Origin of the sequence: Streptomyces sp. NPDC015139 (assembly GCF_043079785.1) — a bacterium.
GTDB classification, from domain to species: Bacteria; Actinomycetota; Actinomycetes; order Streptomycetales; family Streptomycetaceae; genus Streptomyces; species Streptomyces albidocamelliae.
Window position 1 is genome coordinate 209,013 of record NZ_JBIBUW010000011.1, and the last position, 23,855, is coordinate 232,867.

At 71.4% G+C, this 23,855-nt stretch carries 20 protein-coding genes; 5 read left to right on the forward strand and 15 right to left on the reverse strand.

Going from position 1 to position 23,855, the window contains the following annotated elements; genetic code table 11:
• Positions 1-13 precede the first annotated feature (13 nt).
• Genes ACF08B_RS28105 through ureA form a run of 4 tightly spaced genes read right to left on the reverse strand, consistent with a single transcriptional unit; the run spans position 14 to position 4,182 of the window.
• A complete protein-coding gene (locus ACF08B_RS28105) occupies positions 14-652 on the reverse strand; it encodes a TetR/AcrR family transcriptional regulator (RefSeq protein WP_093474443.1) in 639 nt (212 codons plus the stop codon).
• A 16-nt stretch (positions 653-668) separates the two neighbouring features.
• Positions 669-1,709: an agmatine/peptidylarginine deiminase gene (locus ACF08B_RS28110; RefSeq protein ID WP_073889835.1), complete on the reverse strand. Its 1,041-nt coding sequence runs from the start codon at positions 1,707-1,709 to the stop codon at positions 669-671.
• A gap of 26 nt (positions 1,710-1,735) precedes the next feature.
• A complete protein-coding gene (locus ACF08B_RS28115; RefSeq protein ID WP_392319940.1) occupies positions 1,736-3,460 on the reverse strand; it encodes an urease subunit alpha in 1,725 nt (574 codons plus the stop codon).
• Entirely contained in the window at positions 3,457-4,182 is a 726-nt protein-coding gene (gene ureA, locus ACF08B_RS28120) for an urease subunit gamma (protein WP_392319941.1), read from the reverse strand. The genes ACF08B_RS28115 and ureA overlap by 4 nt, the downstream gene beginning before the upstream one ends.
• 166 nt (positions 4,183-4,348) lie before the next feature.
• Here ureA and ACF08B_RS28125 point away from each other — a divergent pair, with 166 nt between their 5' ends.
• Positions 4,349-5,782 carry a cytosine permease gene (locus tag ACF08B_RS28125; RefSeq protein WP_392319942.1) on the forward strand — a complete coding sequence of 478 codons (1,434 nt, stop codon included), beginning with the start codon at positions 4,349-4,351 and terminating at the stop codon, positions 5,780-5,782.
• Between the two features lie 26 nt (positions 5,783-5,808).
• On the opposite strand, the gene ACF08B_RS28130 is transcribed toward ACF08B_RS28125, so the two are convergent.
• The gene (locus ACF08B_RS28130) at positions 5,809-6,897 is read right to left on the reverse strand and encodes a branched-chain amino acid aminotransferase (RefSeq protein WP_392319943.1); all 1,089 of its coding nucleotides are present in this window, start codon (positions 6,895-6,897) and stop codon (positions 5,809-5,811) included.
• 242 nt (positions 6,898-7,139) lie between these two features.
• Positions 7,140-8,183 (reverse strand): 3-isopropylmalate dehydrogenase, encoded by a 1,044-nt coding sequence (locus tag ACF08B_RS28135; RefSeq protein ID WP_392319944.1) that lies wholly within the window; start codon positions 8,181-8,183, stop codon positions 7,140-7,142.
• A 142-nt stretch (positions 8,184-8,325) separates the two neighbouring features.
• On the opposite strand from ACF08B_RS28135, the gene ACF08B_RS28140 reads away from it, so the two are divergent.
• A complete protein-coding gene (locus ACF08B_RS28140) occupies positions 8,326-9,879 on the forward strand; it encodes a purple acid phosphatase family protein (protein WP_392319945.1) in 1,554 nt (517 codons plus the stop codon).
• An 88-nt stretch (positions 9,880-9,967) separates the two neighbouring features.
• Here ACF08B_RS28140 and ACF08B_RS28145 read toward each other — a convergent pair whose 3' ends face one another.
• Entirely contained in the window at positions 9,968-10,099 is a 132-nt protein-coding gene (locus ACF08B_RS28145; protein WP_392319946.1) for a hypothetical protein, read from the reverse strand.
• 297 nt (positions 10,100-10,396) lie between these two features.
• Positions 10,397-10,936: a GNAT family N-acetyltransferase gene (locus ACF08B_RS28150; RefSeq protein ID WP_392319947.1), complete on the reverse strand. Its 540-nt coding sequence runs from the start codon at positions 10,934-10,936 to the stop codon at positions 10,397-10,399.
• 71 nt (positions 10,937-11,007) lie between these two features.
• Here ACF08B_RS28150 and ACF08B_RS28155 point away from each other — a divergent pair, with 71 nt between their 5' ends.
• Entirely contained in the window at positions 11,008-11,877 is an 870-nt protein-coding gene (locus ACF08B_RS28155; RefSeq protein WP_392319948.1) for an alpha/beta fold hydrolase, read from the forward strand.
• A gap of 86 nt (positions 11,878-11,963) precedes the next feature.
• Here the strand turns inward: ACF08B_RS28155 and pruA are convergent, their stop codons facing one another.
• Together pruA and ACF08B_RS28165 are read right to left on the reverse strand one after the other, a co-directional pair.
• Complete coding sequence (gene pruA, locus ACF08B_RS28160; RefSeq protein WP_392319949.1) at positions 11,964-13,595, reverse strand: L-glutamate gamma-semialdehyde dehydrogenase; 1,632 nt, start codon at positions 13,593-13,595, stop codon at positions 11,964-11,966.
• 39 nt (positions 13,596-13,634) lie between these two features.
• Entirely contained in the window at positions 13,635-14,561 is a 927-nt protein-coding gene (locus ACF08B_RS28165) for a proline dehydrogenase family protein (protein ID WP_392319950.1), read from the reverse strand.
• Between the two features lie 164 nt (positions 14,562-14,725).
• Between ACF08B_RS28165 and ACF08B_RS28170 the strand changes: the two genes are divergently transcribed.
• A complete protein-coding gene (locus ACF08B_RS28170) occupies positions 14,726-15,997 on the forward strand; it encodes a PucR family transcriptional regulator (protein WP_392319951.1) in 1,272 nt (423 codons plus the stop codon).
• Positions 15,998-16,013: 16 nt separating this feature from the next.
• Here ACF08B_RS28170 and ACF08B_RS28175 read toward each other — a convergent pair whose 3' ends face one another.
• A complete protein-coding gene (locus tag ACF08B_RS28175; RefSeq protein WP_392319952.1) occupies positions 16,014-16,589 on the reverse strand; it encodes a TetR/AcrR family transcriptional regulator in 576 nt (191 codons plus the stop codon).
• A gap of 97 nt (positions 16,590-16,686) precedes the next feature.
• Between ACF08B_RS28175 and ACF08B_RS28180 the strand changes: the two genes are divergently transcribed.
• On the forward strand, positions 16,687-18,219 hold the full coding sequence (locus ACF08B_RS28180; RefSeq protein ID WP_392319953.1) for an MFS transporter: 1,533 nt from the start codon (positions 16,687-16,689) through the stop codon (positions 18,217-18,219).
• A 111-nt stretch (positions 18,220-18,330) separates the two neighbouring features.
• On the opposite strand, the gene serA is transcribed toward ACF08B_RS28180, so the two are convergent.
• The 4 genes from serA to ACF08B_RS28200 form a co-directional block, all read right to left on the reverse strand.
• Positions 18,331-19,920 (reverse strand): phosphoglycerate dehydrogenase, encoded by a 1,590-nt coding sequence (gene serA, locus ACF08B_RS28185; RefSeq protein WP_093474465.1) that lies wholly within the window; start codon positions 19,918-19,920, stop codon positions 18,331-18,333.
• A gap of 226 nt (positions 19,921-20,146) precedes the next feature.
• A complete protein-coding gene (gene ilvC, locus ACF08B_RS28190) occupies positions 20,147-21,145 on the reverse strand; it encodes a ketol-acid reductoisomerase (protein ID WP_093474467.1) in 999 nt (332 codons plus the stop codon).
• A 120-nt stretch (positions 21,146-21,265) separates the two neighbouring features.
• Entirely contained in the window at positions 21,266-21,790 is a 525-nt protein-coding gene (gene ilvN, locus ACF08B_RS28195) for an acetolactate synthase small subunit (protein ID WP_093474468.1), read from the reverse strand.
• Between the two features lie 21 nt (positions 21,791-21,811).
• Complete coding sequence (locus tag ACF08B_RS28200) at positions 21,812-23,665, reverse strand: acetolactate synthase large subunit (protein WP_176985562.1); 1,854 nt, start codon at positions 23,663-23,665, stop codon at positions 21,812-21,814.
• Positions 23,666-23,855 lie beyond the last annotated feature (190 nt).

The window sequence follows — 23,855 nt, forward strand, 5'->3', positions numbered from 1 at the left end:
GCGAAGGATTCCTCTACCGCGGCAGCGGGTCCCGGCCGCGCGCCTCGGGATCCGCCAGGAGCGCGTCGGCGATGAACTCCCGCACGTGCGCCAGCACTTGCGCCCGGTCGGTGCCGCGCAGCCCGATGGCGACGTGGATGGAGAACCCGTCGAGCAGCGCGCGCAGCCGCGCCGCGAAACGGTCCGCGTCCACCGGCCGGAACTCGCCGCGCGAGATGCCTTCGGCGAGCAGTGCCACCAGGTCGCGGTGCCAGGCGCCCTCGATGGCCGCCTGCCGGACGCGGGCCTCGTCGTCGGCGTTCTGCGACCGGTTCCAGACCTCCAGCCAGAGCGTCCAGTGCGGGTCGCGGTGGCCGTCGGGCACGTACAGGTCGACGTAGGCGGCCAGCCGCTCGCGGGCGGTTCCGCCGCCGGTGAGCAGCCGGCCCCGCTCCGCGCCGAGGCGGCCCTCGCTCCACTCCAGGGCCTGCAGCAGCAGTTCGTCCTTGGAGCGGAAGTAGTAGAGCAGATGGCCGCTGCTCATCCCGACCTCGCGGCCGAGCCCCGCCATGGTCAGCTTCTCCAGACCGCGCTCGGCGATCATGTCCATGGCCGCGGCGAGGACGGTCTCGCGGGGTGGCGCGTTCCTCCGCGCCCGGGGCTCACCGGCCATCCCGACTCCTACCCGCTCATGCCTTCGGCTGCTGCTGGGTGATGCAGTGGATGCCGCCCCCACCCGCGAAGATCGTACGTGCATCCACCAGGGTCACCGTCCGCTCCGGGAAGAGCCTGCGGAAGATGCCCGCCGCGATCTCGTCGCGGGGGTCGTCGAAGCCGCACAGCACGACGCCGCCGTTGCAGAGGTAGTGGTTGATGTAGGAGTAGTCGGCCCAGTGGCCGTCGGCCTCCAGCACGGTCGGGGCGGGCACCTCGACGACCTCCAGGGCCCGGCCGCGCGCGTCGGTCGCCGACCGGAGGATGCCGATGACCTCCTTGCCGACCTCGTGGTCGGGGTGGGCCGGGTCCGGCTGGTGGTGCGCGACCACGACGCCGGGACGGGCGAAGGCGGCGACGATGTCGACGTGGCCGAGGGTGCCGAAGCCGTAGGGCGGGTAGTCGCCGGTCAGGCCGCGCGGCAGCCAGATCGCCTTGCTGGTGCCGAGGTGGGCGTGGATCTCCGCCTCGACCTCCTCCCGGGACCAGTGCGGGTTGCGCTCGGGGCCGAGCTGCACGGTCTCGGTGAGCAGGACCGTGCCCTCGCCGTCGACGTGGATCGCGCCGCCCTCGTTGACCAGCTTCGAGGCGTACGTCTTCGCGCCCGCGAGGTCGGAGACGTACGCGGCGACCTTGGAATCGTGCTCCCAGCGGGCCCAGTCCTGGGCGCCCCAGCCGTTGAACGTCCAGTCCACGGCGGCGAGGGAGCCCTTGCCGTCGGTGAGGAAGGTGGGGCCTATGTCGCGCATCCAGGCGTCGTCGAGGTCCCGCTCGACGGTGTCGATGCCCGGACCGAGCAGCGTCCGGGCGTGCGCCGACTGGCCGGGGCCGCACACGACCGTCACCGGCTCGAAGCGCAGGACGGCACGGGCGACCGACGCCCAGGCCATACGGGAGAGACGCAGGTCGTCCGGGTCGTCGAAGGTGGGGTTGGGGCCCGGCCACGCCATCCAGGTGCGCTCGTGCGGGGTCCACTCGGCGGGCATGCGGAAGCCGTCGGCGGCGGGAGTGGTCATGTGTCGGGTTCCTTGCGTCCGGTGCATCAGAGGAAGTAGAGGCGGTTGAGGGAGACGGAGTCGGCGGGCGCGGAGCGCAGCGGCTCGCCGTCGAGGCTGACGAGGCCGGTGCGCCGGTCGACGTCGACCGCTCCGATACGGGCGTTCAGCCGCAGGTCGGCGGGCCCGATGCCGCGGGTGCCCCGCACGGCGACCCGGCGGCGCCGGGTCGGCATCGTGTCGTTGCCCTGGTCGACGGCGGCCCGGGCGACGAAGGCGACGGAGATGTCCGCGGCCGTGGCGCCGTAGGAGCCGAACTGCGGCCCGAGCACCAGGGGTTCACAGGTGTCGGTGGCCGCGTTGGGGTCGCCGACCACGCCGTACGCCGGGAAGCCGGCCTTGAGGACGAGCTGCGGTTTGGCGCCGAAGTACTCCGGGCGCCACAGCACGATGTCGGCGAGCTTGCCGGCCTCGATCGAGCCGATCTCGTGGGAGAGGCCGTGCGCGATGGCCGGGTTGATGGTCAGCTTGGCCATGTAGCGCAGGACGCGGGCGTTGTCGTCGCCCTCGCCGTCGCCCTCCATCGGGCCCAGCTCGGCCTTCATCTTGCCGGCCATGGCGAAGGTGCGGCGGACGGTCTCCCCGGCGCGGCCCATGCCCTGGGCGTCGGAGGAGGTGATGCCGATCGCGCCCAGGTCGTGCAGCACGTCCTCGGCGCCCATCGTCCCGGCGCGGATCCGGTCGCGGGCCATGGCCGCGTCGCCGGGCAGGTCGGGCTTGAGGTCGTGGACGGAGACGATCATGCCGTAGTGCTCGGCGACCGCGTCCCGGCCGAAGGGCAGGGTGGGGTTGGTGGAGGAACCGATGACGTTCGGCACGCCGGCCATCTTCAGCACGTTGGGCACGTGCCCGCCGCCGCAGCCCTCGATGTGGAAGGCGTGGATCGTCCGCCCCTCCAGCACCTTCAGGGTGTCCTCCACCGACAGGCACTCGTTCAGCCCGTCGCTGTGCAGGGCGACCTGGACGTCGTGCTCCTCGGCCACCCGCAGTGCCGTGTCCAGCGCACGGGTGTGCGCGCCCATGTCCTCGTGCACCTTGAAGCCGGACGCACCACCCTCGGCCAGCGCCTCGATCAACGGGGCGTCGTGCGAGGACGAACCCCGGCCCAGGAAGCCGATGTTGACCGGCCAGGCGTCGAAGGCGTTGAAGGCGTGCCGCAGCGCCCACGGCGAGTTGACACCGACGCCCCACACCGGGCCGAACTCCTGCCCGATGATCGTGGTCACGCCGGAGGCGAGGGAGGCCTCCATGATGCGCGGCGACAGCAGGTGGACGTGGGTGTCGACGGCACCGGCGGTGGCGATCAGCCCCTCGCCGGAGACGATCGAGGTCCCCGTGCCGACCACGACGTCGACACCGTCGAGGGTGTCGGGGTTGCCGGCCCGCCCGACGGCGCAGATGCGGCCTTCCCGGATGCCGATGGAGACCTTCCGGATGCCCTGCACCGCGTCGATCACGAGGACGTTGCTGATGACGACGTCGCAGGTGTCGCGGACAGCGGCGGCCTTCAGGTGCAGTCCGTCGCGCGCGGTCTTGCCGAAGCCGGCGAGGAACTCGTCGCCGTACCGCTGGGAGTCGGACTCGACGCGGACGGTGAGTCCCGAGTCGCCGAGGCGGACGCGGTCGCCGGCGCGGGGGCCGTGGGTGGCGGCGTAGGCCCGCGGGTCGACATGGATCGCCCGGCTGACCTCGCGTCCCTTGGAGCGGCTCATCGCCTCTCGCCTCCTTCGCCCGTGGCTTGCGTGCCGTCCGTGACCTCGGTGATTCCCAGGTATCCGCAGGCGGCGGCCCTGCGGAGGGCCTCCTGCCGCGCTCCGGGCGCGTCCAGCGGCCCGTCGACCAGCCCGGCGAAGCCGATCGCGATCCGCTCTCCGCCGATCGGGACGAGCCCGACCTCCTCGCTCTCCCCCGGCCCGAAGCGGACCGAGGACCCGGCGGGTACGGCGAGCCGCATGCCGTAGGCGGCCGCGCGGTCGAAGTCGAGACGCGGGTTGGCCTCGAAGAAGTGGAAGTGGGAGGTGACGGAGACCGGCACGGTCGCGGTGTTGGTGACGCCGAGCCGGATCACCGGCTCGGGGTCGGCGTGCTGGGGGCCGGGCAGCAGGGCGCCCGGCGCGTCCTCGCCGAGGCCGCCGCCGATGGGGTCCGAGACCACCGCGAGGCGGGAGCCGTCGTCGAAGACGGCCTCGACCATCACCTCGGTGACGACGTCGGCGACACCTGGCAGCACGTCCTCGGGGCCGAGCACGGACCGGGCCGCCTCGATGGCCTCCGCGAGCCTCCGGCCGTCCCGGGCCGCCTCGCAGACGGTGTCCGCGATCAGCGCGGTCGCCTCCGGCACGTTCAGCCTCAGGCCGCGTGCGCGGCGGGCCCGGGCCAGCTCGGCGGCTCCGAAGAGCAGCAGCCGGTCACGTTCCGTCGGGGTCAGTCTCACGACGCGGCACCTCCTTGCCTTCCGTAGGTTAGAGCATCACTCTAAACACAGAATTCATGAAACAGAAGCATTGACCGGCGGCCGCAGTTCACGCCACATTGAACGTCGCTCAAACCACCGCCCAGCGAGCCCGGACCATCAGGCGGCCGTCGAAGGAGATGCAGCCATGCCGATCGAACAGCGCGGAGTCGACACCATCCCGGACGAGGAGCGGACCAGCGGTCCGCGCGACCTCGTCTCGATCCTGCTCGGCTCCAACCTCTGCCTCGGGGTGATCATCTTCGGCTGGCTGCCCCCGTCCTTCGGGCTGGGCTGGTGGGCGTCGGTCGGGGCCATCGTCGCGGGCACGGTGGTCGGCACGCTGTTCACCGCACCGCTGGCGCTCGTCTCGCTGCGCACCGCGACCAACCTCTCCACCTCCTCCGGCGCCCAGTTCGGTGTGCGGGGCCGGCTGGTCGGCTCGGTGGTCGGTCTGCTGCTGGCCCTCGGCTACACCGCCCTGACGGTGTGGATCGGCGGCGACGTGATGCTCGGCGTGCTCGGCCGGCTGTTCGGAGTACCGGCGGACGGGCTGTCGTACGCCCTGGTGTACGCGGTGCTCGCGGGGGCCACCGTCGCGGGCGCCGTCTACGGCTACCGGGTGCTGCTGGCCATGTCCCGGGTGCTGGCCGTCGGCATGACCGCCCTGCTGGTCCTCGGCGTCCTCGCCTACGCCCCGCACTTCACGACGTCGGCGCTGCCGGACGCCGGCGGCTATCTGCTGGGCTCGTTCTGGCCGACCTGGCTCCTGGCCACGGTGGCGGCGGGCCTGTCCGGACCGATCGCCTTCATCACGCTGCTCGGCGACTACACCCGCTACATCTCCCCCGCCCGCCACTCCGGCCGCACGGTGCTGCGCTCCACCTGGCTCGGCCTGATCCTCGGGCTGCTGGTGCCGCAACTGTTCGGCACCTTCACGGCGTACGCGGCGCACGCGGCCACCGACTACGCGGGCCCGCTGGTCGCCGCCTCCCCCGCCTGGTACCTGGTGCCGCTGCTGCTGTCCGCCTCGGCGGGCTCGGTCGGCAACGCGGGCCTGATGCTGTACTCCATGGGCCTGGACCTGGACGCCATCCTGCCGCGCGCCTCCCGGGCCCGTGCCACCTGCACGGTCGCCGTCGTCGCCACGGCATGCGTCTTCGCCGGCCACTACGCCTGGGACGCGCAGTCGGCGATGACCTCCTTCGTGCTCCTGCTCACCGCCGTCGGCACCCCGTGGGCGGTCATCACCCTCATCGGCTTCGTCCGCTGCCGCGGCGTGTACGACGCCGACGCCCTCCAGGTCTTCAACCGCCGCTCCCGGGGCGGGATCTACTGGTACCGGGCCGGCTGGAACGTCCGGGCGACGGCCTCCTGGGCGGCCGGCGCCGTGGTCGGCCTGCTGGCGGTCTCCCTGCCGTCGTACGAGGGCCCGCTGCTGGCGCTGACCGGCGGGGTGGACTGCAGTTTCCTGCTGTCGGGGGCGGTCGGCGGGCTGGCGTACCTGCTGCTGGGATCCGGCCCGGGGCGGCCGAGGGCCGCCGCGGACGTCGAGGAGTCCGAGGCGGCCCTGAGCCGGTAGCGCCCCGAGGGGCGCGCGGGGAGCGGTCAGCCGATGCGGTGCATCCAGCCGTGCTTGTCCTCCGTCATGCCGCGCTGGACGCCGAGCAGCGCCTCGCGCAGACGGAGAGTGACCGGGCCGGGGTTGCCGTCGCCGTGGGTCCAGGCGTCCGTCCGGGTCTTGACGTGGCCGATCGGGGTGACCACGGCCGCGGTGCCGCAGGCGAAGACCTCGGTGAGGGCGCCGGACGCGGCGTCCGCCCGCCACTGCTCCAGGGTGACGACGCCCTCCTCGGCGGTGTAGCCGAGGTCGCGGGCGACCTGGAGCAGCGAGTCGCGGGTGATGCCCTCCAGGATCGAGCCGGTCAGGGACGGGGTGACGATCCGGTCGCCGTAGACGAAGGCGACGTTCATGCTGCCGCTCTCCTCGACCTTGGTGCGGGTGACCGCGTCGAGGTACACGACCTGGTCGCAGCCGTTCGCCGCGGCCTCGGCCTGCGGGAGGAGGGAGGCCGCGTAGTTGCCGCCCGTCTTCGCGTCGCCGGTGCCGCCCGGGACCGCGCGGACGTGGTCCTCGGAGACCCAGATGGTGACCGGCTTGACGCCACCGGCGAAGTAGGCGCCGGAGGGGGAGGCGATCAGCATGAACAGGTACTCGTTGGCCGGGTGCACGCCGAGCGCGGCCTCGGTGGCGAACATGAACGGACGCAGGTACAGCGACGCCTCGCCGCCGTGCGCCGGGACCCAGTCCGCGTCCTGGCCGAGCAGCGCGTCGAGCGCCGCGATGAACAGCTCCTCGGGCAGCTCCGCCATGGCCATGCGGCGGGCGGAGTTGCGGAAGCGGCGGGCGTTGGCCTCGGGACGGAACAGCGCGATCGAGCCGTCGGGCTGCCGGTACGCCTTCAGCCCCTCGAAGATCTCCTGGCCGTAGTGCAGGACGTGGGTCGAGGGGTCGATCGAGATGGGGCCGTACGGAACGAGCTGGGCGTCGTGCCAGCCGCGGCCCTCGGTCCACTTGATCGTCACCATGTGGTCGGTGAAGTGGCGGCCGAATCCCGGGCTGGCCAGGATCGCCTCGCGCTCCGCTGCGGCCAGGGGGTTGGCGGACGGCTTGAGCTCGATCGTGGGCGTCGTCATGAGTGGTTGTCCTTCACCGGTTGTAGTGACGGGCCGCGCTCACGCCCATACTGCCAGTCGTCAGTGCTAGGACGTCCGAGCTTTCCCTCATACCGCGGCTCCGCGTTCGATTATCGCGCGGGGCACCACGGCCGACGGAATCGGGGTGAAAGCGGCCCAGGGGTCGATGGTGGCACCCGGCGGGGACACGTGGAAGCCGCCGGGTGTGGTGACCCGGCGGCTTGTGATGGTCGAGCGCCGGGTCAGCCGGCTACTCGGGCGGCGAGGGCGTCGCCGATCTGCGCGGTGCTGCGGGCACCGAGCGCGGCACGCTCGGTCAGGTCGGCGGTGACGGCCGCGTCGATGCGGTCCGCCTCGCCGTCGTGGCCCAGGTGGCGCAGCAGCAGGGCGACGGACAGGACCGTGGCGGTCGGGTCGGCCTTGCCCTGGCCGGCGATGTCCGGGGCCGAGCCGTGGACCGGCTCGAACATGGAGGGGAACTCACGGCCGGGGTTGATGTTGCCGGAGGCGGCCACGCCGATGCCGCCGGAGACGGCCGCGGCGAGGTCGGTGATGATGTCGCCGAAGAGGTTGTCGGTGACGATCACGTCGAACCGCTCGGGCTGCGTGACCAGGTAGATGGTCGCCGCGTCGACGTGCATGTACTCGGTGGTGACGTCGGGGAACTCCGCGGCCACCTTGTTGAAGACGTTCGTCCACAGGTGACCCGCGAAGGTCAGCACGTTGTTCTTGTGGATCAGCGCGAGCTTCTTGCGCGGGCGGGCCTGGGCGCGGGCGAACGCGTCGCGGACGACACGCTCGACGCCGTACGCCGTGTTGACGGAGACCTCGGTGGCGACCTCGTGCTCGGTGCCCCGGCGGATGGTGCCGCCGTTGCCCGTGTACGGGCCCTCGGTGCCCTCGCGGACCACGACGAAGTCGATCTGCGGCTGGCCGGCGAGCGGGGTGGCGACACCCGGGAGGAGCTTCGACGGACGCAGGTTGACGTGGTGGTCGAAGGCGAAGCGGAGCTTGAGCAGGAAGCCGCGCTCCAGGACGCCGGACGGCACCGACGGGTCGCCGATCGCGCCGAGCAGGATCGCGTCGTGCTGCTTGAGCGCGGCGAGGTCCGCGTCGGTGAGCGTCTCACCGGTGGCGTGGTACCGCTTGGCGCCGAAGTCGTACTCCTTGGTCTCCAGCTTCACATCCTGCGGCAGGACGGCGGAGAGGACCTTGAGACCCTCGGCCACGACCTCCTGGCCGATGCCGTCACCGGGGATCACTGCGAGATTGAGGCTGCGAGACATGCGGGCACCCTACTCCTCGTCCCAGGGGATGACATGCTCTGTCCGTCATGCGGACAGGGTGTCGGGTCCCGGCGTCGGCCGGTCGGCTGCTGTTCACCCGTATGTGGGACGGGTGTCGCGGGCCGGTGGAAGGTTCACCCGCATGGAGACCCCCGACGTCGGCATTCCGCGCCGCCTCGCCGAGCGGATGAGCATGGCCGAGCAGTACGAGTACCTGCGCGGCCGCGTGGTGGGCCGCCGCACGCTGGTGACGGCCGGGGCGGTGGCGGGCGGCCTGCTGACCGGCTGCTCCTCCTCCACCGCCGCCGACGCCAGACCGGCCGCGGCGACCTCCCGGGCGCCGGGCTCGGCGGTCGTGCCGTTCGGCCGTCATCTGGCCTTCGGCGCCGACCCGCGGACGCGGATGCGGATCTCCTGGCAGGTGCCGTCCGCGGTACGGCGGCCGTACGTGCGGGTCGGGCTCCGGCCCGACGACCTGGGCCGGCGGATCGAGGCCGAGGTGCGCGCGCTGCACACACCCGGGGTGCCGGGGGTGCGGCTCGCCCTGGAGCAGTACTACGTGCACGCGGCCCTGGACGGCCTCACGCCCGGCACGACGTACTACTACGGGGTCGGCCACGACGGCTGGGACCCCGCGGCGCCCGGCCACCGCGCGGCCCTGGCCTCCTTCCGCACGGCGCCCGCGGGCCCGGAGCGGTTCGTGTTCACGGCCTTCGGCGACCAGGGGGTGGGCCGGGCCGCGGACGCCAACGACGACCTGGTGCTGCGCCAGAAGCCCGCGTTCCACCTGCACGCCGGCGACATCTGCTACGCGAACGTCAACGGCAGCGGCCGGCAGCAGGACGGGTACGACCCGGGCTTCTGGGACCTCTTCCTGAAGCAGAACGAGCCCGTCGCCAGATCCGTGCCGTGGATGGTGACGACCGGCAACCACGACATGGAGGCCTGGTACTCGCCCGACGGCTACGGCGGCCAGCTGGCCCGCTTCTCCCTGCCGGACAACGGCTTCGACCCGCACGGCACGCCCGGCGCGTACAGCTTCCGGTACGGGAACGTCGGCTTCGTGGCCCTGGACGCCAACGACGTGTCGTACGAGATCCCCGCCAACCTCGGGCACAGCGGTGGCCGGCAGACGGCCTGGCTGGACCGGACGCTGGCCGGGCTGCGCGCCGCCGACGGCGTCGACTTCGTGGTCGTCTTCTTCCACCACTGCGCCTACTCGACCTCGCAGCACGCCTCCGACGGCGGGGTGCGCGCGCAGTGGCTGCCGCTGTTCGAGAGGCACCGGGTGGACCTCGTGATCAACGGACACAACCACGTGTACGAGCGCACCGACGCGATCAGGGGCGGGAAGGTCGGCCGGACGGTGCCGGTCGGCGGCTCCACCGACCCGGCCCGCGACGGCATCGTGTACGTCACCGCGGGCGGCGGCGGCCGGGACCTGTACGCCTTCCCGTCCGGCGTCGAGGACAGCTACGAGGGGCACGTCACCCGGCACGAGGCGGTCGAGACCTTCCACTGGGCGAAGGGCAGGGACCGCGCGGCGGAGACGGTGGAGTGGTCGCGGGTCAGGTACACCGGCTTCTCGCTCCTCGCGGTGGAGGCCCGGGCGGGCACCTCGCCGCGGCTCGCCGTGTCGGCGCTGGCGCAGGACGGCCGGCGGATCGACCACTTCGAGGTGCGGCACGGCGGATGAGGGCCGTGCCGCACCTCGAACCGGTGCGGCTCCCGGGATCGGTGCGCCGGCGGGCGCTGCGCGGCAGCGCGGCTCGCGGGCCCGGTGCTCAGTGGCCGGTCTCGCCGCCGTTGTCGCGGCGGTCGAGGGCACGCTGGAGCGCGGCGGCGGCGTTCTTGCGGTCGGAGTCGCTCGCGGGGGACGCGTGGCGGACTCGGCGGCGGACGGTCGTCTCGGCCATGGAAATCGACTCCTTCGGCAAACGTGGAGTACGGCAAGGGGGGTTACGAGACGCCGGAGGGGGCGGGGAGCACCGGCCGCAGGGGTTGCCTGCACAGGGCCACGGCTCACGACCGCCATTCGCTGGATCGAGCGAGACGTTCGGCTTCTTCCAAGCTAAGGGAGCGGGCCGAGTCTGTCTGCACAATTACTCGGACTTCCTACTATCTGAGACGGCGAACTCCCTGACACCGCTCTGAACTGCGTGTTCGTGCGTTCGAGGGAGGACCGGCCGGGGGACGGCGGGGGTCGCGGCCGGTCAGGCGACGTCGCCGTCGCGCCAGTCGAGGACCAGTTCGCCGGCGGGGTCGAGGGGCCCTGCGAGCGCGGGCCGCACGTACAGGCCGCCCTCCTCCTCCGGCAGGCGCACGATCCCGTCCGGGGACAGGGCGTGGACGCGGCCGGCCCACGGCTGCCAGCCGCGCGCGGTGTACAGCGGGGCGCCCTCGTCGCTCGCGGACAGCGCGCCGAGGTCGTAGGCCCGGGCGATCACCCGCTCCAGCTCGGCCGTCACCCGCCCGCCGAGCCCGGTCCGCCGCACATCGGCCCGTACGGCGACGGCCTCCACGTACCCGGTGCGCAGCCAGCGCCCCCGGTGCCGCACACGGCGCTGCACGACGGAGCCGTGCGCGGCGAGTCCGCCGCCGTCGTACAGCAGCACGTGCATCCCGCCGAGCCCGTGGTCGAAGTCCTCGTCGGAGAGGGCACCGTCGAACGCCTCGTCCAACAGGGCGCGCACGGAGCGCAGTTCACGGGGCTCCAGGTCGGCGGTGTGCGCGAGACGGAGGTCGGTCGGCATGCGCCCCAGTATGGCACCTAACCTTTAAAACTTCCTTGACTGGTTAGCCGTCGGCGTGCTGGACTGCCTCCATGGCTACGCACCGGATCCACCACCGCACCGTCACCGTCCGCGGCCTCGACGTGTACTACCGCGAGGCCGGACCCGCCGACGCCCCCGTCCTGCTGCTCCTGCACGGCTTCCCGAGCAGCTCCCACATGTTCCGCGACCTGATCCCGCTGCTGGCCGACCGGTACCGGGTGATCGCCCCGGACCACATCGGCTTCGGCCGTTCCGCGACGCCGGACCCCGCCGAGTTCCGCTACACCTTCGACGAACTGGCCGGGATCACCGAGGAGTTCACCGACCTGCTGGGGCTGGAGCGCTACGCCCTCTACATCCAGGACTACGGCGCCCCCATCGGGCTGCGGCTCGCCCTCGCCCGCCCCGAGCGGGTCACCGCGATCGTCACGCAGAACGGCAACGCCTACGAGGAGGGGCTCGGCGCCGAGGCCTGGGCGCCGGTGCTGGCGCTGATCGAGAAGCGGACGCCGCGGACCGAGGCGCCGGTGCGGGAGATCTACTCACCCGACGGCGTCAAGTGGCAGTACCTGCACGGGGTCCCGGACCCGACCCTGGTCAGCCCGGACGCCTACGAGCACGACACCGCCCGGATCGCGCGCCCGGGCCAGGCGGAGATCCAGCTCGACCTGATCTCCGACTACGGCTCCAACTTCGCGCTGTACCCGGCCTTCCACGCCTACTTCCGCGAGAGCCGGGTCCCGCTGCTCGCGGTGTGGGGCGCGCACGACGAGATCTTCGTGCCCGAGGGGGCACTCGCCTTCCGCCGGGACCTGCCCGAGGCGGAGATCCATCTCCTGCCGGCCGGCCACTTCGCGCTGGAGACGCACGCGGACCAGATCGCCGGGCTGGTCCGGGACTTTCTCGGCCGGGCCCTCTGACCCGGCGGCGGGACGCCCTGCGGACATGGCAACGGGCCGGGAAGCCTGCTCGTGGCAGGCCTCCCGGCCCGGGTTCGCGGGGCGGGTCAGCCCATGTGCGGGTACCCGTAGTCGGTCGGTGCGACCAGGGTCTCCTTGATGGCGCGGGTCAGGGTCCAGCGCATCAGGTTCTGCGGGGCACCCGCCTTGTCGTTGGTGCCGGAGGCCCGGCCGCCGCCGAAGGGCTGCTGGCCGACGACGGCACCGGTCGACTTGTCGTTGATGTAGAAGTTGCCCGCGGCGTAGCGGAGCTTCTCCATCGTGTACGCGGCGGCCGCGCGGTCGCCCGAGATGACCGAACCGGTGAGCGCGTAGTCCGAGACCGACTCCATCTGGGTCAGCATCTCGTCGTACTGGTCGTCCTCGTAGACGTACACGGCGAGGAACGGGCCGAAGTACTCGGTGGTGAAGACCTCGTTCTCCGCGTCGGTGCACTCGACGACGGTCGGGCGGACGAAGTAGCCGACCGAGTCGTCGTAGGTGCCGCCGGCCACGATCGTGCAGGTCGGGTCCTGCTTGGCGCGGTCGATCGCGGCCTTGTTCTTGGCGAACGAACGGTCGTCGATCACGGCGCCGACGAAGTTCGACAGGTCGGTGACGTCACCCATGGTGAGGTAGTCGACCTCGGCCGCGAACTCCTCCTTGAAGCCCGAGTTCCAGATGGAGGCCGGGATGTAGGCGCGGGAGGTGGCCGAGCACTTCTGGCCCTGGTACTCGAAGGCACCGCGGGTCAGGGCGGTCTTCAGCACGGCGCGGTCGGCGCTCGGGTGGGCGACCAGGAAGTCCTTGCCGCCGGTCTCGCCGACCAGACGCGGGTAGGAGCGGTACTTCTCGATGTTGTTGCCGACCGTCTTCCACAGGTACTGGAAGGTCTTGGTCGAGCCGGTGAAGTGGATGCCCGCGAGGTCGCGGTGCTCGAGTGCGACCTTGGAGACGTCGATGCCGTCGCCGGTGACGAGGTTGATGACGCCCTTGGGCAGGCCCGCCTCCTCCAGCAGCTGCATGAGCAGGACGGCCGCGTGGGTCTGCGTCGGGGACGGCTTCCACACCACGACGTTGCCCATGAGCGCCGGGGCGGTGGGCAGGTTGGCCGCGATCGCCGAGAAGTTGAACGGCGTGATCGCGTAGACGAAGCCCTCCAGCGGGCGGTGGTCCATGCGGTTCCACACGCCCGGGGAGTTCGCCGGGGGCTGCTCGGCCAGGATCTGACGGGCGTAGTGGACGTTGAAGCGCCAGAAGTCGACCAGCTCACAGGGGCTGTCGATCTCCGCCTGCTGGGCCGTCTTGGACTGGCCGAGCATGGTGGAGGCGGCGATGGTCTCGCGCCACGGGCCGGACAGCAGCTCGGCGGCGCGCAGGATGATCGCCGCGCGGTCGTCGAAGGACATGGCACGCCAGGCCGGGGCGGCGGCGAGGGCCGCGTCGACGGCGTCCTGCGCGTCCTGCTGGGTGGCGTTGCGCAGGGTGCCGAGGACGGCCTTGTGGTTGTGCGGCTGGACCACCTGGAACGGCTCGCCGCCGCCCATGCGCTTCTCGCCGCCGATGGTCATCGGCAGATCGATCGGGTTCTCGGCCAGCTCCTTGAGCTTGGCCTCCAGGCGGGAGCGCTCGGGCGAACCGGGGGCGTAGCCGTGCACCGGCTCGTTGACGGGGGCGGGGACCTGGGTCACAGCGTCCATGAGATCCTTGACTCCTTGTACGTGAGCGGGTGTTCGGGCTCAGCCCTTGCTGACCATCGACCGGAGGAAGAAGCGCAGGTTCGCCGGCTTCTCCGCGAGACGACGCATGAAATAGCCGTACCAGTCGGTGCCGTATGCGGTGTAGACGCGCATGCGGTGGCCCTCGGCGGCCAGCCGCAGGTGCTCGTCACTGCGGATGCCGTACAGCATCTGGAACTCGTACTCGTCGAGCTTACGGCCGGCCTGGTGGGCCAGCTCCTGTCCGATGGCGATCAGACGCGGGTCGTGGGACCCGATCATCGGGTAGCCCTCGCCCTCCATCAACGTCCTCAGGACGCGCACGTAGGCCTTGTCGATCTCGTGCTTCTGCTGGTAGGCGACCTCGGCGGGCTCCTTGTAGGCGCCCTTCACCAGGCGCACGCGGCTGCCGGCCTCCGCCAGGCGTCGGGCGTCGGCCTCGGTGCGGAAGAGGTAGGCCTGGATGACGCAGCCGGTCTGCGGGAAGTCCTTCCGCAGCTCCTCGTGGATGGCGAACATCGAGTCCAGGGTGGTGTGGTCCTCGGCGTCGAGCGTGACGGTGGTGCCGATGGCGGCGGCGGCCTCGACGACCGGGCGGACGTTGGCGAGGGCCAGCTCGTGGCCGCCGTCCAGCGCCTGGCCGAACATCGACAGCTTCACGGACATCTCGACCCGCTCGCCCAGGCCCAGCTGCTTGAGGTGGTCGACCAGCGCCAGGTAGGCGTCACGGGCGGCGGCGGCCTGCTCGGGGGTGGTGATGTCCTCGCCGACGACGTCCATCGTCAGCTCGAGGCCCTTGTCCGTCAGCTCCGCGATGATCGGGACGATGTCGTCCACGGTCTCACCGGGGATGAAGCGGTCGACGACCTGCTTGGTGACCGGGGCCGCCGAGATCAGGCGTCGCATCCGGTCGCTGCGCGACGCGGCGAGAATCACGGGACCCAGCACGGGGCACCTCCACAGACAAGCACCGAAACGGCCGCCACCCGACGTTTCGGGTACGGCACGGAGAACCACCGTGAAACCTAGGGATTCCCTCGATCCTCAGCCATCGACAGCTGTCACGCATCCGTGCACGGGATCTCAGACAGATGTATGAAGACGGCCGGGGAATGGGGGAGAATGCCCGGGTGAGCGCCGATTACAAGGGTGACTACCAGGAGCTCGTCGACGAGATCTCGGAGCTGTTGGGCGTGCCGGCGACCCTGGAGAACCGCGACTTCGAGCTGATCGCCTTCGGTGCCTACGACAGCGAGGACGAGCTGGACCCCGCCGCGCTGGACCCGGTGCGCACCCGTTCGATCCTGACCCGGCGCTCGACGGCGACCGTGCGCTCCTGGTTCGAGGGCTTCGGCATCACCCGCGCGACCGGGCCGGTGCGGATCCCGCCCGGCCCGCAGGCCGGGGTGTACCGCGGCCGGATCTGCCTGCCGGTACGCCATCGGGGTGTCGTCCTCGGCTACGTCTGGCTGCTGGAGGCCGATCCGGGGCCGACCGACGCCCAACTGGACGCGGCCATGCAGGTGGCGGGCCGCATCGGTGCGCTGCTCGCGGACGAGGCGCAGGCCGGGGCCGGGCTGGGCCGGGAGCTACGGGCGGTGCTCACCGCGGAGCGGGGCTGGCAGCGGGACATGGCGGTGGCCGAACTGCGCACCGCTCTCGGCCCGCGCGCGGACGGCCCGCACACGCTGGTCTGTCTCGCCCCCTGGCCGTCCGCCGACCCGGACGACGCCCCCTCGCCGCGCGCCGTCCCGCACGCCTCGGCCCTGTGCACACTGCCGTGGGGAGCGACGGGCCTGAGCCTCGCGGTGCTGGTGCGGCTGCGCTCCCCGGACGTTACGACCCCCGCGCTGACGGCGGCCGCCCGGCTGCTGAAGGAGGCGGAGGGAGCGGGTGCGGCGAGAGCGTGGGGAACCGGGGCCCGTACGGCCGCCGCCGTGGCCGCGCGCTCCGGCGGGGCCGGTGGTGCCGCGGGCTTCGCCGCCGGGGTCGGGGAGCCCCGGACCGGTCTCGCCGAGCTGGGCACGGTCTGGCAGGAGGCGCTGGCCGCCGCCCGCGCCGCGCTGGCCGAGCCGCGGTTCGGGCCGGTCGCGGAGTGGGCGCGCATCGGGCCGTACCGGCTGCTGACCGCGCTGCCCCCCGAGTCCGCGCACGACCCCGTGGTCGGCCCGCTGCTGACCCCCGCCCACCGCGAGCTGGCCCGGACGGCCGAGGTCTTCCTCGACTGCGCGGGCCAGGCCGGCCGCGCGGCCGCCGAACTGGGCATCCACCGGCAGACCCTGTACTACCGCCTCTCCCGGGTGGAGCGGCTGACGGGCCTCGACCTGGACGACGGCGAGGACCGGCTGCTGCTGCACATGGCACTGAAGCGGGCGCGGCTGTAGCCGGCACGGCGCCAGGTCACCGGCCCGGGAACGCGGCCTCCGCGACCCGGCGCAGCCCTTCCGCGAGGGCGTCCCCGTCCGGCGCGCTCTTCGGGTCGAAGGTCCACTGCGAGATGAGGCCGGTCATCAGCGTCACGTAGAACCGGCCCACGGTGTCGACCGTCTCGTCCGACACCTCCTCCTCCGGCACTCCCATCAGCAGGGAGACCATTCCCCGGCCGGCCTCGCGCTGGGCGCGGGCCAGATGGTCGCGCACCTCGGGGAGGTGGTCGCCCATCGCGATGATCTCGACGCTCAGCCGCCAGATCGAGCCCGGCTCACGCATGCTGTCGACGACGTTCGACCACACCTCCCTGAACCGCTCCAGCGAGCCGGGTGCGCCCCTGAGTCCGGTGCCGCCGTCGAAGGACACGCCTTCCACCAGCGCGACGTACGCCTGCGCGAGCAGCGCGTCCTTGGAGCCGTAGTGGTAACCGATCGACGCCAGGTTGGTGCCCGACGCCTTCACGATGTCCCGCGCGGTGGTCCGCGCGAACCCCTTCTCCAGCAGGCAGCCCTTGGCGCCTTCGAGCAGATCTTCACGGTGTCCCATGCGCTCCACCCTACCCGCGATCCATACAACCGTCCTAGACGCATGACTTATACAAACGTTCTAGACAAGCGTTTAAGACGTGCGTACATTCCTTGTCATGACCAACCCGACGAGCACCACCCCGACCGCACCGCCCACCTCCGCCACCCGCGCCGGACGCCGCGAGTGGACCGCCCTCGGCGTGCTGATGCTGCCGCTGCTGCTGGTCTCGATGGACGTCTCCGTGCTCTACTTCGCCACCCCCGCGATCAGCGCGGACCTGCGGCCCAGCGGCACCCAGCAGCTGTGGATCTTCGACATCTACGGCTTCGTGCTGGCCGGCCTGCTGATGACGATGGGCGCCCTCGGCGACCGCATCGGCCGCCGCAAGCTCCTCCTCATGGGCGCCGCGGCCTTCGGCGGGGCCTCGCTCCTCGCGGCCTACGCGAACAGCGCCGAGACCCTGATCGCCGCCCGCGCGATCCTCGGCATCGGCGGGGCCACCCTGATGCCGTCGACCATGGCCCTGGTGCGCACGATGTTCACCGACCCCGGCCAGCGGGCGAAGGCGATCGGTCTGTGGTCCGGCGTGATGACCGGCGGCATCGCCCTGGGCTCGGTGATGAGCGGTGTCCTCGTCGAGCACTTCTGGTGGGGCTCGGTCTTCCTGGTCAACCTGCCCGCGATGGTGCTGCTGCTGGTCCTCGGCCCGGTGCTGCTGCCCGAGTCCCGCAACCCCGAGCCGGGACGGTTCGACTGGGTGAGCGTGCCGCTGTCGATGGCCGCCGTCCTGCCCGTGATCTACGGCCTCAAGGAGATTCCGTCCGAGGGCTGGCACCCGCTGTACGTCGTCTCCATCACCGTCGGCCTGCTCTTCGCCGCCCTGTTCGTCCGCCGCCAGCGCACCGGCGCCTCCCCCCTGGTGCCGCCCGCCCTCTTCCGGGGCCACGGCTTCACCCCGTCGCTGGTGCTGACCCTGGTCTCCGCGTTCGGGATGATGGGCTCGGCCATCTTCACCACGCAGTACCTCCAGTCGGTCCTCGGCAAGAGCCCGCTGGCGGCCGCGCTGTGGAGCCTGCTCCCGTCGGTGTTCATCGGCGTCGCCGCACCGCTCACCACCCAGCTCGTCCAGCGGGGCGTCAACCGCGCCTACGTCGTCGCCGGCGGCTTCGCGGTCACGGCGGCCGGCTACGCGCTGCTGGCCTTCACCGGTACCGACTCCCTGCTGCTGGTGCTGGCCGCCGCCGGCGTCCTGGCCTGCGGAGTGGTCGCGGTGATGTCCCAGCTGACCGACCTGGCCATGAGCAGCGCGCCGGTGGAGCGGGCCGGCACCGCGTCCTCCCTCATGGAGACCGGTACGGAGTTCGGCGGCGCGCTCGGCATGGCCGTCCTCGGCTCCATCGGTACGGCGCTCTACCGCCACGGGATGCCGGCCACGGCCCCGGCGGAGGCCCGCGAGACCCTGGGCGGCGCCCTGGCCGACGCGGCCCGGCTGCCCGGCGGGGCCGGCGACTCCCTCCTCGCCACCGCCAGGGAGGCGTTCACCAGCGGGATGCACGGCGTGGCGATCGCCGGCGCGGTGCTGCTGGCCCTCGCCGCGGTCGGCGCCGCGGTGAGCCTGCGGAGGATCGAGGTCCGGGCCGACCACTAGGACGGCACACACGAAACGCCGGACGGGCCGACTCGAAGTCGGCCCGTCCGGCGTTTCGTGACGAACGCGTCCAGCGCCCGGCCCACCCGGACGGGTGGGCCGGCGGAGGACTCAGACCAGGTTCACCGACCGGGCCGACGTGGCGCCGATCTCGGAGGCGACCTCGGCGAGGACCGCGGGGCTGACCGTGTCGTCGACCGTCAGCACGGCCAGCGCCTCGCCGCCGACCGTCGCCCGGGCGACCTGCATGCCGGCGATGTTGATGCCGGCCTCGCCGAGGATGCGGCCGACGGTGCCGACGACACCCGGACGGTCCTCGTAGCGCAGCACGACCATGTGGTCGGCGAGCGCGAGGTCGACGTCGTAGTCGCCGACCGCGACGATCTTCTGCACGTGCTTCGGGCCGGCCAGCGTGCCGGAGACCGACACCTCCTCGCCGTCGCCCAGCGTGCCGCGCACGGTCACCACGTTGCGGTGGTCGGCCGACTCGGAGCTGGTGGTCAGGCGGACCTCCACGCCGCGCTCCTGCGCGAACAGCGGGGCGTTGACGTACGACACCGTCTCGTCGACGACGTCCTCGAAGACACCCTTGAGCGCGGACAGCTCCAGCACCTTCACGTCGTGCTGGGTGATCTCGCCGTAGACCTCGACGTCGAGGCGGACCGCGACCTCACCGGCGAGCGCGGTGAAGATGCGGCCGAGACGCTCGGCGAGCGGCAGACCCGGCTTGACGTCCTCGGCGATGACACCGCCCTGGACGTTGACGGCGTCCGGCACCAGCTCACCGGCGAGGGCGAGCCGCACCGACCTGGCGACGGCGATACCGGCCTTCTCCTGGGCCTCGTCCGTCGAGGCGCCCAGGTGCGGCGTGCACACGACCTGGTCCAGCTCGAACAGCGGGGAGTCGGTGCACGGCTCCTTCGCGTACACGTCGAGGCCGGCACCGGCGACCCGGCCCTCCTTCAGCGCCGCGTACAGCGCCGCCTCGTCGACGATGCCGCCGCGGGCCGCGTTGACGATGCGCACGCTCGGCTTCACCTTGCGCAGCGCCTCGTCGCCGATCAGGCCGAGGGTCTCGGGGGTCTTGGGCAGGTGGACGGTGATGAAGTCGGAGACCTCGAGCAGTTCGTCCAGCGACAGCACCTTGACGCCCATCTGCGCGGCCCGCGCGGGCTGCACGTAGGGGTCGTAGGCCACCACCTTCATGCCGAAGGCGGACATGCGCTGCGCGACCAGGGCGCCGATGCGGCCGAGACCGACGACACCGAGGGTCTTCTCGGCGAGCTCCACGCCCGTGTACTTGCTGCGCTTCCACTCGGAGTTCTTCAGCGCGGCGTTGGCCTGCGGGATGTTGCGCGCGGTGGCGAGGAGCAGACCGCAGGCCAGCTCGGCGGCGGTCACGATGTTGGAGGTCGGCGCGTTGACGACCATGACGCCGGCCTTGGTGGAGGCGGAGACGTCGACGTTGTCCAGGCCGACGCCGGCACGCGCGACGACCTTGAGCTTCTTCGCCGCGGCGATGGCCTCGGCGTCCACCTTGGTGGCGGAACGGATCAGGATCGCGTCGACGTCGGCGATGGCGGGGAGCAGCTCGGCTCGGTCCGCTCCGTTGGTGTGCCGGATCTCGAAGTCCGGGCCGAGCGCGTCGACGGTCGCGGGCGACAGCTCTTCAGCGATGAGTACGACGGGTTTCGAGCTCACGTGAGTCCTCACAAGTCCAATGCGGACGGCCGTCCCGACGGCCGCAGGCGGTGGAGGGGGCTAGCCGCGGAAGACGCACGACGCTGTGGGCCTGACGCGTGTTGTGCAGAAGTGTAGTGGCGTGGCGGTGGTCGTTCTGCGCCTCTACGGAAGGATCACCCGTCCGTGGCTGGACGGGGTGGACAACAGGGGCCGGGGTGATCCGCCCCGGCCCCTGCCATGAGGCTTACGCCTCCTCGTCGACCCAGCTCATCAGCTTGCGCAGCTGCTTGCCGGTGGTCTCCAGCAGGTGCTCGGAGTCCTGCTGCTTGTACTCGTTGTACTTCTTCAGACCGCCGTGGTACTCGTCCATCCAGGTCTGGGCGAAGGTGCCGTCCTGGATCTCGGCGAGGACCTGCTTCATCTCGGCCTTGGTGGCGTCGGTGATGATGCGCGGGCCGGTGACGTAGTCGCCCCACTCGGCGGTCTCGGAGACGGACCAGCGCATCTTCTCCAGGCCGCCCTCGTACATGAGGTCGACGATCAGCTTCAGCTCGTGCAGGCACTCGAAGTAGGCGATCTCCGGCTGGTAGCCGGCCTCGACCAGGGTCTCGAAGCCGGCCTTGACCAGGGCGGAGGTGCCGCCGCACAGCACGGCCTGCTCGCCGAACAGGTCGGTCTCGGTCTCCTCGGTGAAGGTCGTCTTGATGACGCCGGCGCGGGTGCCGCCGATGGCCTTGGCGTACGACAGCGCGAGCGGGAAGGCGTTGCCGGTGGCGTCCTGCTCGACGGCGGCGATCGCGGGGACGCCGCGGCCCTCCTCGTACTGGCGGCGCACCAGGTGACCGGGGCCCTTGGGGGCGACCAGGGCGACGTCGACGCCGGCCGGGGGCTTGATGAAGCCGAAGCGGATGTTGAAGCCGTGCGCGAAGAACAGCGCGTCGCCGTCGTTCAGGTTCGGGGCGATGGACTCCTCGTAGACCTGGGCCTGGATCGGGTCCGGGATGAGGATCATGATGACGTCGGCCTCGGCGGCGGCCTCGGCCGGGGTCACCACGCGCAGGCCCTGCTCCTCGGCCTTGGCCTTGGACTTGGAGCCCTCGTGCAGACCGACACGCACGTCGACACCCGAGTCACGCAGCGACAGCGCGTGGGCGTGGCCCTGGCTGCCGTATCCGATGACCGCGACCTTGCGGCCCTGGATGATGGACAGGTCGGCGTCGGCGTCGTAGAACAGCTCGGCCACTTTGGGTTCTCTCCTTGGTGTGCAGATGGTGCGTCCCACCGTATGACGGTGAGGGGGAAGGAAGATTCAGGATCTCGGCATACGGGCGGCCGGCGATTCACCGACCGCCCGTATCCAGCCTTACGCGGATCGGTCGAGCGCGCGCAGCGAGCGGTCCGTGATGGAGCGGGCGCCACGGCCGATCGCGATCGTGCCGGACTGCACCAGCTCCTTGATGCCGTACGGCTCCAGCATCTTGAGCATGGCGGAGAGCTTGTCGCCGGACCCGGTGGCCTCGATGGTGACGGCGTCCGGGGAGACGTCGACGGTCTTGGCACGGAACAGCTGGACGATCTCGACGATCTGGGAGCGGGTCTCGTTGTCCGCGCGGACCTTCACCAGAACGAGTTCGCGCTGAACGGCCTGACCGGGTTCCAGCTCGACGATCTTCAGCACGTTGACCAGCTTGTTCAGCTGCTTGGTGACCTGCTCCAGCGGCAGGTCCTCGACGCCCACCACGATGGTGATGCGGGAGATGTCGGGGTGCTCGGTGACGCCGACCGCGAGCGAGTCGATGTTGAAGCCGCGGCGGGAGAAGAGGGCGGCGATCCGGGCCAGGATGCCCGGGGTGTTCTCCACCAGGACGGAGAGCGTGTGCTTGGACATGGTCTTTTACGTCTCTCTCGCTCAGTCGTCTTCGTTGTCGCCGAAGTCGGGGCGGACGTCCCGAGCGGCCATGATCTCGTCGTTGGAGGTGCCGGCGGCGACCATCGGCCACACCATCGCGTCCTCGTGGACGATGAAGTCGATGACGACCGGACGGTCGTTGATGGAGTTCGCCTCTTCGATGACCTTGTCCAGGTCCTCCGGGCGCTCACAGCGGATCGCGTGGCACCCCATGGCCTCCGACAGCTTCACGAAGTCGGGGACGCGGGTGCCGGCGCTCGGCTGCCTGCCGTCCGCCTCGGGGCCGGAGTGCAGCACGGTGTTGGAGTAGCGCTGGTTGTAGAACAGCGTCTGCCACTGGCGGACCATCCCGAGGGCGCCGTTGTTGATGATGGCGACCTTGATCGGGATGTTGTTCAGGGCGCAGGTGGTCAGTTCCTGATTGGTCATCTGGAAACAGCCGTCGCCGTCGATCGCCCAGACCGTCTGGTCCGGCGCGCCCGCCTTGGCGCCCATCGCGGCCGGCACCGCGTAGCCCATCGTTCCGGCGCCGCCGGAGTTCAGCCAGGTGGCGGGCTTCTCGTACTGGATGAAGTGCGCGGACCACATCTGGTGCTGGCCCACGCCCGCCGCGAAGATCGTGCCCTCCGGCGCGAGCTGCCCGATGCGCTCGATGACCGCCTGCGGGGACAGGGAGCCGTCCGCGGGCTGGTCGTAGCCCAGCGGGTAGGTCTCGCGCCAGCGGTTGAGGTCGCTCCACCAGGCGGTGTAGTCGCCCTTGCCGCCCTCGCCGTGCTCCTTCTGCACCGCCTGCACCAGGTCGGCGATGACCTCGCGGGCGTCGCCCACGATCGGCACGTCCGCGGCGCGGTTCTTGCCGATCTCCGCCGGGTCGATGTCGGCGTGGACGATCTTGGCGTACGGGGCGAAGCTGTCCAGCTTGCCGGTGACGCGGTCGTCGAAGCGGGCTCCGAGGGCGACGATCAGGTCGGCCTTCTGCAGCGCGGTGACGGCGGTGACCGCACCGTGCATGCCCGGCATTCCCACGTGCAGCGGGTGGCTGTCGGGGAATGCGCCGAGCGCCATCAGGGTGGTGGTGACGGGCGCTCCGGTGAGTTCGGCGAGGACCTTCAGCTCGGCGGTGGCGCCGGCCTTGATGACGCCGCCGCCGACGTAGAGAACGGGCCGCTTGGCGGAGGTGATCAGCTTCGCGGCCTCACGGATCTGCTTGGCGTGCGGCTTGGTCACCGGGCGGTAGCCGGGCAGGTCCATCGTGGGCGGCCACGAGAACGTCGTCTTCGCCTGCAGGGCGTCCTTGGCGATGTCCACCAGGACCGGGCCCGGACGGCCCGTGGAGGCGATGTGGAACGCCTGCGCGATCACCCGCGGGATGTCCTCCGCCTTGGTGACCAGGAAGTTGTGCTTGGTGATCGGCATCGTGATGCCGACGATGTCCGCCTCCTGGAAGGCGTCCGTCCCGATCGACTTCGACGCGACCTGACCCGTGATCGCGACCAGCGGCACCGAGTCCATGTGGGCGTCCGCGATCGGCGTCACCAGGTTCGTCGCTCCCGGACCCGAGGTGGCCATGCAGACACCGACCCTGCCGGTGGCCTGCGCGTACCCCGTGGCCGCGTGACCCGCGCCCTGCTCGTGACGGACCAGCACGTGACGCACCCGGGTGGAGTCCATCAGCGGGTCGTACGCCGGCAGGATCGCGCCCCCGGGAATGCCGAACACCGTGTCCGCGCCGACCTCCTCGAGGGAGCGGATGAGGGACTGCGCACCAGTCACGTGCTCGACGGGGGCGGACATCTGTCCTCCGGAACGGGGCCGCGGCTGCGGATGGTGGGCCCCGGTGGCCTGCTCGGTCATCGGCATTCTCTTCTCGATGCTGAGGGTTTTTGCGAGGTTCGTGCGGAGTACGGGCGCTGCACGAAAGTCACTCGTGCAACAAAAAACCCCTCGTGCCGCAAGGCAAGCGAGGGGAGCGCGCCGGTGTGGTCGCTGGGGATTCCGGATCGTCCTCCGGTGGGTCCCAGCTCAGCCGACGCGCTTTCCAAGT